The organism is Nocardia paucivorans NBRC 100373, assembly GCF_000308675.1.
Lineage (GTDB): Bacteria > Actinomycetota > Actinomycetes > Mycobacteriales > Mycobacteriaceae > Nocardia > Nocardia paucivorans.
Map to the genome: position 1 here is coordinate 191,687 of NZ_BAGE01000041.1, position 11,846 is coordinate 203,532.

General features: G+C 67.1%; 12 protein-coding genes. 9 read left to right on the plus strand and 3 right to left on the minus strand.

The features are described from left to right. Positions 1 to 428 precede the first annotated feature (428 nt). Positions 429 to 1,661 (minus strand): pre-mycofactocin synthase MftD, encoded by a 1,233-nt coding sequence (mftD, locus tag ON32_RS12375; protein WP_040791001.1) that lies wholly within the window; start codon positions 1,659 to 1,661, stop codon positions 429 to 431. Then, positions 1,658 to 2,410, minus strand: a complete 753-nt coding sequence (mftE, locus tag ON32_RS12380) for a mycofactocin biosynthesis peptidyl-dipeptidase MftE (protein WP_051133165.1) — start codon at positions 2,408 to 2,410, stop codon at positions 1,658 to 1,660. Before mftE ends, mftD begins: the two co-directional genes overlap by 4 nt. A 98-nt stretch (positions 2,411 to 2,508) precedes the next feature. Here mftE and mftR point away from each other — a divergent pair, with 98 nt between their 5' ends. The 7 genes from mftR to ON32_RS12415 all read left to right on the plus strand — a co-directional run bounded on the left by mftR (position 2,509) and on the right by ON32_RS12415 (position 9,039). Then, the gene (gene mftR / locus ON32_RS12385; RefSeq protein WP_040791002.1) at positions 2,509 to 3,102 is read left to right on the plus strand and encodes a mycofactocin system transcriptional regulator MftR; all 594 of its coding nucleotides are present in this window, start codon (positions 2,509 to 2,511) and stop codon (positions 3,100 to 3,102) included. Positions 3,103 to 3,227: 125 nt separating this feature from the next. Further along, complete coding sequence (locus ON32_RS12390; protein WP_040791003.1) at positions 3,228 to 4,130, plus strand: STAS domain-containing protein; 903 nt, start codon at positions 3,228 to 3,230, stop codon at positions 4,128 to 4,130. A 13-nt stretch (positions 4,131 to 4,143) separates the two neighbouring features. Next, positions 4,144 to 4,533, plus strand: coding sequence for an STAS domain-containing protein (locus ON32_RS12395; RefSeq protein WP_040791004.1), 390 nt, complete (start codon positions 4,144 to 4,146; stop codon positions 4,531 to 4,533). Between the two features lie 4 nt (positions 4,534 to 4,537). Next, positions 4,538 to 4,936, plus strand: a complete 399-nt coding sequence (locus tag ON32_RS12400; protein WP_040791255.1) for an anti-sigma regulatory factor — start codon at positions 4,538 to 4,540, stop codon at positions 4,934 to 4,936. Beyond that, positions 4,929 to 5,558, plus strand: a complete 630-nt coding sequence (locus ON32_RS12405; protein ID WP_040791005.1) for a SpoIIE family protein phosphatase — start codon at positions 4,929 to 4,931, stop codon at positions 5,556 to 5,558. The genes ON32_RS12400 and ON32_RS12405 overlap by 8 nt, the downstream gene beginning before the upstream one ends. A gap of 16 nt (positions 5,559 to 5,574) precedes the next feature. Beyond that, complete coding sequence (locus ON32_RS12410; RefSeq protein WP_040791006.1) at positions 5,575 to 7,881, plus strand: SpoIIE family protein phosphatase; 2,307 nt, start codon at positions 5,575 to 5,577, stop codon at positions 7,879 to 7,881. A gap of 819 nt (positions 7,882 to 8,700) precedes the next feature. Beyond that, positions 8,701 to 9,039: an STAS domain-containing protein gene (locus ON32_RS12415; RefSeq protein ID WP_051133166.1), complete on the plus strand. Its 339-nt coding sequence runs from the start codon at positions 8,701 to 8,703 to the stop codon at positions 9,037 to 9,039. A gap of 114 nt (positions 9,040 to 9,153) precedes the next feature. Here ON32_RS12415 and ON32_RS12420 read toward each other — a convergent pair whose 3' ends face one another. Further along, positions 9,154 to 10,194, minus strand: a complete 1,041-nt coding sequence (locus ON32_RS12420) for an LLM class F420-dependent oxidoreductase (RefSeq protein ID WP_040791256.1) — start codon at positions 10,192 to 10,194, stop codon at positions 9,154 to 9,156. A 124-nt stretch (positions 10,195 to 10,318) separates the two neighbouring features. Between ON32_RS12420 and ON32_RS12425 the strand changes: the two genes are divergently transcribed. Both ON32_RS12425 and ON32_RS12430 read left to right on the plus strand, forming a co-directional pair. Beyond that, entirely contained in the window at positions 10,319 to 10,981 is a 663-nt protein-coding gene (locus tag ON32_RS12425; RefSeq protein ID WP_040791008.1) for a cyclodeaminase/cyclohydrolase family protein, read from the plus strand. Positions 10,982 to 11,236: 255 nt separating this feature from the next. Next, on the plus strand, positions 11,237 to 11,608 hold the full coding sequence (locus ON32_RS12430) for a hypothetical protein (protein ID WP_157224179.1): 372 nt from the start codon (positions 11,237 to 11,239) through the stop codon (positions 11,606 to 11,608). The last annotated feature ends 238 nt before the right edge of the window (positions 11,609 to 11,846 follow it).

The window sequence follows — 11,846 nt, forward strand, 5'->3', positions numbered from 1 at the left end:
GTGAGCCTAGCGACCGACCGACACGAACCCACGGTCAGGCCATCCTTTCGGCACGACCCGATACGAAATCCACCCACATTCACGGTGACCGAAGCATATTCGCCACCGGCGATCGACCGCCACGCGTATCGGTCTGCGGCGACCGGATATCCGACCGCGATACTCGATACCCCCGACCATCCTCGTGACGGCACCGATCGATACGACGACGCCGCGGTACGGACGAACGGGGCCGCAATGGGCGGACCATCCGGTCGAACCGAATTCGCGGTGGCGGCACCCCGAGGTCACCCGCTCCCACCGAGGTCACCGGGGGACGGGAAGGGGCGCCCCTCGGCGGGCCGTCCGGTATCGGCAGCTCCATCGGCGATCCGGCCCGCTCGGTCTCGCCGTGCCGATACCTCACACGTCCGAATACACGGCCGGGCTCAGCTCGCCGCGATCTCGGTGATCTTCCCCGTCGCGGAGCGGATCGGGAGGTCCGCGTCCGCCGGAACGCCCAGCGCCCGCTCGAAACCGTCCGGTATCACGATGTCGTCGCGGTTCAGATCGGCGACCCGGGTCTTGCGCAGCCCGAGCAGCGCGGAATCGATACCACCGCGCAGGATGTCCAGGACGTTCTCCACCCCGGCCTGACCATTGGCCGCCAGACCCCACAGGTAGGCGCGGCCGATCATGACCGCGCGGGCGCCGAGCGCCACCGCCTTGACCACATCGCTGCCGCGCCGGACACCTCCGTCGAGCAGGACCTCCACCTGATCGCCCACCGCATCGGCGATCACCGGTAGGGCGCGAATCGAGGCGGGAGTGCCATCCAGGTTGTTACCGCCGTGGTTGGACACCGATATCGCCGCCACCCCGGCATCGACGGCCCGCAGGGCATCGTCGACGCGCATCACACCCTTGAGCATCACCGGCCCGTCCCACTGTTCGCACACCCAGCGCACATCGTCCCAATCCGGGGGCGGGGTACCCATCCACTCACCGTAGGCGCCGAAGAAGGCCGGCGCGGGGGTATCGCCGAGCGTCATGTTCGGCACGGTCAGATCGGGCAGCGTCCCCGCCCGCAGATAGCGGGCCAACCAGCGAGGTTTGACCACCACCTGCGGCGCGAAACTCATCATGGTGCGCAGGTTCAGTCGCTCGGGGATGACCGGACTACCCCAGTCACGGCCGTGCGAGAACGACCAGTCCAGGGTGAGGATCAGTCCCTTGGCACCCGCCCGCCGCGCCCGTGCCATTCGAGCGGCGATCTCGTCCTTGCCGCCACACCAGTAGAGCTGGAAGAAGGTGGCCGGATTGGCCGCCACCACCTCTTCGACCGGTTTGCTCGCGAACGACGACAGCCCCATCACGGTGCCGCGGGCCGCGGCGGCCCGGGCCACCGCCACCTCGCCGTCGGGATGAACGGCCTGGACCCCGGTGGGTGAGATGAGCACCGGCATCGAGATCGGCTGCCCCATCACGGTGGTGGACTGATCTCGTTCGCCGATCGGTCCGGCGACGTGCGGTGCGAAACCGAGTTCGGTGAACGCCGCCTGGTTGTCGTCGATGGTCTGGCCGCGCTCGGAGCCGGCGACGAGGGCGCCGTAGACCGATTTCGGCAACCGTTTCTCGGCCCGCCGACGTGCCTCGGCAACGGTTTCGAACCACGGGTTCATATTCGCTCCTTATCTGATGGCGCCGACGGCGGCGCGGGCCGAGGCTCCGAGGTCTCGGCATGCGGCAGCAGTGGCCACCAACTCCGGGCCGTATCGGCCAGATCGTGGATCAGTCGGTCGAGCAGGACCGCACCCTCGGCGGCGTCGGCACCGGTCGGGTCACCGAGAACACCATTGGCACTCACCGCCCGCACTCCCCCTTCGCGCAGTATCGGCAGGATCTGCGCCAGCGGACGCCGCTCGCCCGCCTCGGCGCGCTCGAGGCGCACCCGCTCGGGTGACAGTGCCAGTTGCAGGGCGGTTTCGGAGCGACCGGCGTGCGGGTCGCCGTCGTAGCGGGGGGTGTACAGGCGCACGTCCCGGGATTCCGAGCGCAGCAGTCCGACGGCCCGGTGCAGCGGTTCCAGATTCCCGCCGTGGCCGTTGACGAGCAGGATCCGCTCGAAGGTATCGGTGGCCGAGCGACACAGTTCCACGATCAGCAGTTCCAGCGCGCGCCGACCGATGGACAGGGTGCCGGGAAAACCGGCGTGTTCCCCGCTCGAGCCGTAGGGGATCGCCGGGGCGACCAGTACCCCGGGTCGCCGCTCGGCCAGGCCCGCACACAGCGCGACGGCGAGATCGGTATCGGTGGACAGCGGTAGGTGTGGACCGTGCTGCTCGGTCGACCCCACCGGCACCGCCAGCAGTGTGTCCGCAGCCACGGCGTATTCACCCGCCTCCGGCCATGTGAGATCCGACACCAACATGCGCCGAGATTAACGTCAGTGACTGACATAATCAATAGATCGGCGGCGATATGCGCCGAAGCCGCCACCGAACCGCGAAGGACCGATAATCGACAGCCGTGACGGCACAGAGCACGCGCGGACGCCCGCGCGGCACCACTCAACGCGAACTCGAGCTCATCGCCATGCGGTTGTTCAGCGAACAGGGCTTCGATCAGACCACCGTCGAACAGATAGCCGCCGCCGCGGGAATCAGCGGACGCACGTTCTTCCGCTATTTCACCGGTAAGGCCGAGGTGCTGTGGTACTCGTTCGATCATGAGGTCGCCGCCCTACGGGCGGCCTTCGCCACCGTTCCCGACGACGAACCCCTGATGGCCGCGGTCCGGCGCGTGGTGGTGAACGCCAACCGTTACCGCGCCGAGGACGTGCCCGAACTGCGCACCCGGATGCGGTTGATCACCACGGTCCCGGCCTTGGCCGCCACCGCCGGCCCGCACTACGACGCCTGGGAACGCGCCGTCTCCGATTTCGCCGCCTCTCGGCTGAGCGAACCCGCCGACGGCCTGATCCCCATGGCCGTCGGCCGCACCACCCTGGCCGCCGCCCGCGCCGCTTTCGACGCCTGGCTGACCCGCGCCGACGCCGATCTGACCGTCTATCTCGACCAGGCCCTGGCCGCCCTCGAGCGCGGCTTCGCGCCGGCCCGATGAACCCCTGGTCGGGGAATACCCCCCGAAGGTTTCGCCGACGATGGCGGTGGGGTATGACTAGGCTCGGTATCGGCATGCCGCCGAATACGACGAACCACCGACCGTCCGGAAGGGGCACAAGTTCTATGTCCGAGGTGTCCATGAGCCTTTCGGCGGACTCATTGGCCGCGGAACCTGTCGACAATCTGCTCCCACAGCTGGTCGAGCATCTGCGCCAGAACCGCACCGCCCTCCGCGAGGAATGGGCCAGGCGCATCACCGACGCCCGTCTGCTCACCGCGATGACCCCGGAGGAGGTCTTCTCCGAGGCGACGTCGATCTACGACAACTACGTCGAGGTATTGCAGACCGGTAGCGTCGAGGCGCTACAGGCCTATGCGCGCGATCTGTCCGAGCGCATCATTCCGCGGGGCGTCGAAACCGACGAGGTACTCGGCATGGTGCTGCTGCTGCGCGATGTCCTGGCACGGTCGCTGTTCGAGAAGTATCAGACCAACTTCGAACTGCTCAATGCGGTACTCGACGCCTACGAACCGGCGGCCAACCGGATCGCCAACACCGTGGGTGTCTCCTTCGTGCAGGAGCGCGAACGCATTATCCGGCAGCAGCAGGAGGCCATCCGGGAACTGTCCACCCCGGTGCTGCAGGTCCGGGAACAACTGCTGATTCTGCCCATTATCGGGGTGCTCGACAGCCAACGGGCGCGCCAACTCACCGAACAACTGCTGCGCGCCATTCGGGACAATCGGGCCAAGGTGGTCGTCATCGATATAACCGGTGTGCCGGCCATCGACTCCACCGTGGCCAACCACCTGGTGCAGACCGTCGACGCGTCCGGACTCATGGGCGCCAGCGTCATCATGACCGGTCTGTCCTCCGAGATCGCGCTCACCCTGGTGACCATCGGTCTGGACCTGTCCAAGATGAACGCGGTCGGTGACCTGCAGGGCGGGATCGAGGAAGCGGAGCGCCTACTCGGCTACGAGGTCTCGAGAGTGACCGAACGCGGCGAACGCGACAATCGGTAACCGGGCTCGAAACATGCCGGTACCCATCCTCAAACAGGGCACATATCTGATCGCGTCGGTGCAGTCCGCACTGACCGATGCCGATACCGAGCGATTACAGGACGACCTGATGAAACAGGTCAGCAAGTATCGCGCGCAAGGCATCATCGTCGATGTGACCGCCATCGATGTGATGGATTCCTTCGCCGCCAGATCACTGCGCACCATTGCCCATATGACCCAGCTGCGCGGCGCGGAAACCGTCATCGTCGGCCTGCAGCCGGAGGTCGCCTTCGCCATGGTTCAGCTCGGGCTCACCTTCGAGGACATGCACACCGCATTGGACCTCGAGGAGGGACTCGCCTGGTTGAACCGCAAAGTCCCCGCCCGCCACCAACGGGACGGTCGTGACAGTGGCCGTTGAGAACATGGTGATCGCGGTGAAGATGTCGAACGACATCGTGACCGCACGGCAGGCCGGGCGGGAGCTGGCGGAGAAGCTCGGTTTCTCGCTCACCGACCGCACCATGATCTCCACCGCCATTTCCGAGGTGGCGCGCAACATCACCAGTTACGCCGGTAGCGGCGAGGTCAGGTTGTTGGTGGACGAACGCGACGGACGCCGGGCCCTGGTGGTACAGGCCCAGGACCAGGGACCCGGCATCATCGATGTGGCTCGCGCCATGGAGGACGGATATTCGACCGGATTGGGCCTGGGTCTCGGCCTCCCCGGCGCCAAACGACTGATGGACGGCCTGACCGTCGACTCCGCCCCCGGGCACGGCACGTTGGTGGAAATGTGGAAGTGGGTACCCGACAGTGCATGAGGACGGGTTCATCGGCCGGGTCGAATGGGCGATGGCGGGCCGGGCACTACCGGGACAGGACGTATCCGGTGATCGCTGCGCGGTCTTCGACACCGGCCGCGGAACCGTGTTGTTCGCGGTGCTGGACGGACTGGGGCACGGCGCCGCCGCGGCCGCCGCGGTCGATCGCGCCACCCGGGTGCTGGACCGCAACCGCACCGCACCCCTGGACGAGCTGATGGTGTTGTGTCACCGCGCCATGGCCGATACCCGAGGCGCCGCGGTCTCACTGGCGCTGTTCGGAGCCGAGGAAGCCCAGTGGCTCGGCGTCGGCAATGTGGAATCCCAGGTGCTGACCGCGGGGCCGACCGGACCGAGGGTGCGGGCCACCGCGCTGCTGAACGGCGGAATCGTCGGGTATCGACTCCCCGCCAATCTCCACCCCCAGACCATTCCGATACGACCGGGTGATCTGTTGCTGATGTCCACCGACGGGGTGGTCACCGATCCGGGTGAGGGGGTGGATCTGTCCAGGTCGACCGCGGATATCACCATGGATCTGCTGGATCGCAACGCCAAGGACACCGACGACGCCCTCGTACTCGCTGCCCGGGTTCGGGGCACCGCGAACGGAACACCGTGAATACGGACGGTATGCGATGAGCGCCGTGCTCGCCGCCTTCCTCGACGACTACGCCGACGCGCTACGTCGTTATCTGGCCTCGCCCGGGCTCGACGGGCTCGCCGAGGGCCACGACCTGGGCCGGCGGGCGCTGGTCGAGGGGATCAGCCTGCTCGATCTCACCGAGCACCACTTCCGGGTCGTCAAACAGGCACAGGCCGAGGAGGCGAAGGCCCGCGTCGAACGCGCGGCCTCCGAATCCGACAACGGCATCGAGGAGAACGCCCTCGAATTCCTGCTACAGACCCTCATCACCCTGGACGTCGCCACCCGCGGTTATCTCGACGGCACCCGCCGCTACGAGCAGCAGCGTTCCCGCGCCGACGACCTCGCCGGCCGTGACGCATTCCGCACCGCGCTCGTGGAATCCCTTCAGGACGGCTTCTTCGTCGCCGACGGCCGCGGCACCATCGTCGAGGTCAATACCGCGTTCGGGGAGATAACCGGCTACGGTGCCTCCGGGGTCCCCTACGCGCTACCGCATCCGTGGTCGATCCCCGCCGGCCCGCGCTACCCCGATCTGGGGACCGAGGCGCTGCGGTTCGTCCTGCCCATCCGCCATAGGGACGGCCGGCAACGCTGGCTCGGGGTGAGCACCAGCGCCCTGGTCAAACCGGACGGGGTCGAACAGATCTTCGTCGGCACCGTGCGCGATGTCACCGCCGAACACGATGCGCAGGCCCGCGATCAGGCGGCGTCCCGGTTGGCCACCGCGGTCGCTTCGGCCACCAGTGTGGCCGAGGTACTGGAGGTCGGCCTGGACGAGTTGCGTCGCACGGTCGGCGCCGAGACCGCGGTGGTCTCGGTGTGGAGCGGCCGGCACACCGAACCCGAGGTCTATGTCTCCGGCGCGGCGGTGGACAGCGAAACGGTGGCCACCGGCACCGCCGGATCCATTCTCGATCCGCCCACCCAGGCCCTGCTGGACCGAGCCCGGTTGCGACCGGGGCGGACTCTCATCGCGATACCCGAGGGCGCAGAACTCGCGGAGGGTATCGTGGCCCCGCTCGGTGAGGCCGGCGATGCCGCGCTGTGGTTGCGCTTCTCCGCGCCGCGGGTCGTCGATGCCGCCGACTGGACACTGTTCTCCCTGCTCATCGGGCATCTGAGCCTGGCCGTGCAGCGGGCCCGGCATTTCGATCAGGCCCGGTCGACCTCACTCACCCTGCAACGGGCCATGCTCGGGCCGATCGACCTACCGCCGCGGTTCTCGGTGCACTACGAACCCGCGTTGCCACCGCTGGAAATCGGCGGCGACTGGTACGACGTGGTGCCGCTACCGGACGGGACCATCGGCGTGGTGGTGGGCGACTGCGTCGGCCGTGGTCTGTCCGCCGCGGTTGTCATGGGCCAATTACGCACCGCCGCCCGAGCTCTGTTGTTGCGCGGGGCGGGCCCGGCCCAGTTGCTCACCGAGTTGGACCCGGTGGCGGCCCGGATTCCCGGTGCGGTGTGCACCACGGTATGCGCGGCGGTCCTCGACCCGGTCCGTGGCCTGGTGCGATACAGCAACGCCGGTCATATGCCGCCCATCCTGGCCGATGTGCGGTCCACCGGACGGATCCTGGAAGGTGGCCGGTCGGTTCCGCTGGCGACCTTCGACGTCCCCCGCCGACCCGAGGCCACCACTCCCCTGCCGCCCGGCTCCACCCTGGTGCTGTTCACCGATGGACTGGTGGAGCGACGCGGCGAGGACATCGACGACGGTTTCGCCAAGATCGCCGCGGTACTGGCCGAGACTCCGGAACGACTACCGCGGGAGGTCGCCGACGCCGTGCTGTCGGAACTGCGTCCGGCAGGCGGATACGACGACGATGTCGCCATGGTGGTCTACCGGCAACCGCCTGCCCCGCTCCGGCTGGATCTGCCCGCACGAGCAGAACAATTGGCCGCGCTGCGGCGGACGCTCATGGCCTGGCTGACCGCCGCCGCGGTGCCGCACGACCTGGCCGGAGATCTGGTCTCGGCCACCAACGAGGCGTGCAGCAACAGTATCGAGCACGCCTATCGCGGCGCCGACGACGGCCGGGTGACACTCACCGCGGAATGCGATACCGAGACCGTTGTCATCCAGGTCATCGACCACGGCACCTGGAAACCACGTGCCGCCGACCCGGGGCCCCGGGGGCGGGGCATCGATATGATGCGTGCACTCACCGAGGAGCTGGAGATCGATCACAGCGATACCGGTACCCGGGTGCGCATGTCGGTGACCTTGCCGTCGATCACCTTCCCGGTGGCCAATGCGCTGCGGGGGACGTCACGGCGGAGTGCATCCCAGTAATGATTCGGGTCGGATGTGCGCAGCGGTCCGAACCAGCGTTGTCGCGGCCGGCGTTTTCGATCTCGATCATCCCGTCCCAACAGCTATCCGAAGCAGTGACCTGCGGTGATGGGTGTGCTGGTACCAAGGGTTTCCGGGGTGTTCGTCGTGTCTCCGTACGGCTCGGTTCATAACGGCCGCGCCGGCCGACCACACCGAAAGCGCGACGGTCGACGATGTTTCCGGCAGGGATGAGGACTTCACGGATCGGGAAGAGGCGGTCGGTCCGCTGTGGGTGGGCGAAGAATTCGTCGTGATCGTTGTTCGTCGTGATCGTTGCAGATGAGTTCATCGTGGTCGAGGTCGACGGATGCCGGGTGAGGTCGACGCGGCCGGTCGTGGCGCGGTGGTCGGCTGTGAGGGATGGATGCGCATCGGCAGACAGGTGTCGGTGGACCGGTCGTAGTGCAGGAGGTGGGCGCCGGCGAAGAAGCGATGTGTTCCCGGCGCGCCGGTTCCCAGCCCCACACCAACCCGACGGTTTTCGGCAGAAAGGCGACGATGACTCGTTCGGTGGTGGTATCGAGGTGGGGTCGAGGGTATCGGTGTTCGACAATGCCGCCGCCTCGGAGTTCCTGCCCACCGATGGCCGAGTACGGGTGGTGATCACCGATACCCGACCGCGCTTTCACCGGCTTCGGGGAGCCCGTGGACGCCGAGGAAGGTTTCGAGCGCAGCGCGAGTTGCACGAACAACCCCCGCCTTGCAATCTCCCCATATTTTGTGTGTTGTTGAGGGGTGACGAACACATCCGGAGACGCGTATCCCCTCACGGACACAATGACCACATCCGTCTCGGACCATGACGGCACGACCGTGCTCACGGTGAGTGGGGAGGTCGACCTCGCGACGGCCCCGGCCCTGGAGACCGCTATCGACGCGGCGCTCGGCGCGGAGCCCGCCGGACTCATCATCGACCTGTCCGCGGTCAACTTCCTCGCCTCGGCGGGTATGGCCGCGCTGGTCGGCGCGCATCAGCGAGCGGGCGAGGCGACGAAGATCGCCGTGGTCGCCGACGGCCCGGCGACCAGCCGCCAGCTCAAGATGACGAGCCTGGACAAGGTCTTCGCGCTGTACCGCACCCTGGACGAAGCCCTCGGTAGTTTCCGAGGCAACTGACGGAGGACCGAATCCGGGACCACCCGGTCACCACGCCGCCATCCGACGTCTCGGGGCCGGCACCTCGGCGGCCCCGAGACGAGGTGCCGGTCACCGCCGCGGGCCCTTCCCCGGTCAGTCGCAGAGCGTACGCAGCCGCTCGATCAGCTTCACCCGCTCGACGGGGGTAGCGGCCAAGGGCGCAACGTTCAGTACCGTGACACCCGCCTCCGCAAAGGCGGCGATCCGCTCCTTGACGAAGTTCTCCGGCCCCACCAGCGAGATATCGCGAACCAGATCGTCCGGGACGACCTTGGCCGCTTCATCCTTCTTCCCCGCCAGATACAGCTCCTGAATACGGTCGGCTTCCGCGCCGTAGCCGTACTTGGTGGCCAATGCGTGGTAGAAGTTCTTCCCCTTGGCGCCCATCCCACCGATGTACAGCGCCAGCATGGGCTTCACGAACTCCAGCAGCGGGGTCACGTTCTCGCCGATGGCCAGTGCCGGCCCGGCGTACACGTCCAGCGGGCCCAGGGCCGGGTCACGTCGTTCCTGCCCGGCGCGCAGCGAATCACCCCAGACCTGTTCCGCCTTCTCCGGCAGGAAGAAGATCGGCTGCCAGCCCTCGGCGATCTCGGCGGCCAGTTGGACGTTCTTGGGTCCGAGCGCGGCGAGCAACACCGGGATCCGCTCCCGAACCGGATGGTTGATCAACTTCAGCGGTTTGCCCAGGCCGGTGCCCTCTCCCTCGGGCAAGGGGATCCGGTAGTACTTGCCCTGGTACTCCAGCCGCTCCCGCCGCCACACCGCCCGGCAGATCTCCACGACCTCCCGGGTCCGGCCGATCGGCGCGTCGTAGGGCACCCCGTGGAAGCCCTCGATCACCTGGGGCCCGGAGGCGCCCAGACCGAGGACGAAGCGACCATCGGAGACGAAGTCCAGACCGGCCGCGGTCATGGCGGTCAGGCTGGGGGTGCGGGTGTAGAGCTGCATGATGCCGGAGGCCAACTGCAGGCGGGTGGTCTTGGCGGCGAGATAACCCAATGCGCTCACCGCGTCGAACGAGTACGCCTCGGGCACGAACACGATGTCCAGCCCGGCGCGTTCGAGGTCGGCCACTTCGGCCGCCGCCTCGGTGAACCCGCCCGAATAGTTGAGACCCAAACCGATACGCATAGCGATCAACATAACCGCGGCGACCAGGCGGCCTTACACCGGCTACGCGCCCGGAACAGGTAGGTTGAATTCGGAGCCCTTTTGGGGCTAATACATAGCCAACGAAATAGAGAAAGGCCAGACCGTGTCGCAGCCCACCGCGCCGCCGCAGCAAACGTCCCCCGCGTTCGGTAGCAGGCCGCTCGGAGATTACCTGGGCGAACTCGCGGCAAAGGTCCCCGCCCCCGGTGGCGGCGCGGTTGCTGCCCTGCACGCGGCCCAGGCGGCGGCTCTGGTCGCCATGGTCGCCCGCTACACCACACGCGCCAAGGACGCCGAGCACCGAGAGGTCGTCGATCGCATCATCGAGGCCGCCGATGCCTCGCGAGAGCGGGCCCTGGCCCTGGCCGACGCGGACGCCGCCGCGTTCACCGCCGTCGGCGCGGCCTACCGCCTGCCCAAGGACACCGAGGCGCAGGCCGAACAGCGCTCGGCGGCGATCACGGCGGCATTGCTCGAGGCCGCCCGCGTCCCGGCCGCCGTCGTCGACGAGGCGGACGAAGTACTCACCCTCGCCACCGAACTGTTGCCGATCGGAAATCCCAATGTGGTCACCGATATCGGAGCCGCCGCCGACGCGGCCCGGGCCGCGGCCACCAGTTCTCGGCTCAATATCGAGATCAACCTCGCGTCCCTGCCCGAAGAGCACGGTTCCGAGTTCCTCTCCACTCTGGGCCGAATCGAACAAATAAGCGCACGGGCCGATGCCCTCCACACGGATGTATTGCATGCGGTACGCGGCGATTGAGTTACGGTCGGATTACTCCATCGAAAACTCAATTGCCGGACCGTGATCGGATGGATTACCGAAGACCCGGACAACCGAAAATCCGGCGTAGACTGGGTCCCGGTCTTCCCAACCGAACATTTCGCATCGTTCGACACGACCAGTTCCATCGAGAAAGACGAGTTACCAGCTAGATGCGTCACCCGCTGTACCGGCCGAGTGCAGTACCGTCGGCCGGAGCTGTTTGCCCCAGCTCTACAAGTGCAGGAGGTAACGGTGAGGATCGGGTATACATCGGTGCCGGACATGCTCGAGCCGGATGGACTGATCCACGAGGCGCCCGTCGCCGGGACGGGGGAGGACGACACACCGGCGGCAACACTCTCCCCGCAGGGTGGACCCTTCCGGGCGCAGAGCGACGACCGGGCGAGCGATACCACTTCCGAGCGAAAGGTCTTTTCCAATATCGCGGATTGTTCCGCCGATCCCGGAATACTGACCCTCGGACAGGCTTATCGCGCCCACGACATCCATCGCTACTGTTCCGCGGAATGCCAGGTCCGCAGACGGGCCGTGTCGATCCTGACCGCAACCGAAAGACCGGGTTTCGCCATTTCCCCAGGCCTTCCCGATCCCACCGCCGATTGATTTCGTCTTCGGCGCGTCATCTGTTTGCGCCGCAGCTTTCTTCACCCACGTGCCGGATATTCCGGTGCCGGGCGGCCGGTACCACCGGACCGCCGCTTCATCGAATCTGATCCATCGCTTCACCGAATGGTTCTTATCAGCTCCACCCTTGGCCGGGCGGCGATTTCGGCGTGCCGTATGGCCACCAGTAGAGGAGGAAAAGTTGAGTACCATTTTCACGCAGGAGTCGATCGAATCG

Bases quoted from the DNA above. Each gene is read 5' to 3' on its own strand.
- ON32_RS12410 (WP_040791006.1), top strand. From the start codon at position 5,575: ATGAGCGCCGTGCTCGCCGCCTTCCTCGACGACTACGCCGACGCGCTA.
- mftD (WP_040791001.1), bottom strand. From the start codon at position 1,661: ATGAACCCGTGGTTCGAAACCGTTGCCGAGGCACGTCGGCGGGCCGAG.
- ON32_RS12420 (WP_040791256.1), bottom strand. From the start codon at position 10,194: ATGCGTATCGGTTTGGGTCTCAACTATTCGGGCGGGTTCACCGAGGCG.
- ON32_RS12390 (WP_040791003.1), top strand. From the start codon at position 3,228: ATGTCCGAGGTGTCCATGAGCCTTTCGGCGGACTCATTGGCCGCGGAA.
- ON32_RS12395 (WP_040791004.1), top strand. From the start codon at position 4,144: ATGCCGGTACCCATCCTCAAACAGGGCACATATCTGATCGCGTCGGTG.
- ON32_RS12415 (WP_051133166.1), top strand. From the start codon at position 8,701: ATGACCACATCCGTCTCGGACCATGACGGCACGACCGTGCTCACGGTG.
- ON32_RS12400 (WP_040791255.1), top strand. From the start codon at position 4,538: ATGGTGATCGCGGTGAAGATGTCGAACGACATCGTGACCGCACGGCAG.
- mftE (WP_051133165.1), bottom strand. From the start codon at position 2,410: ATGTTGGTGTCGGATCTCACATGGCCGGAGGCGGGTGAATACGCCGTG.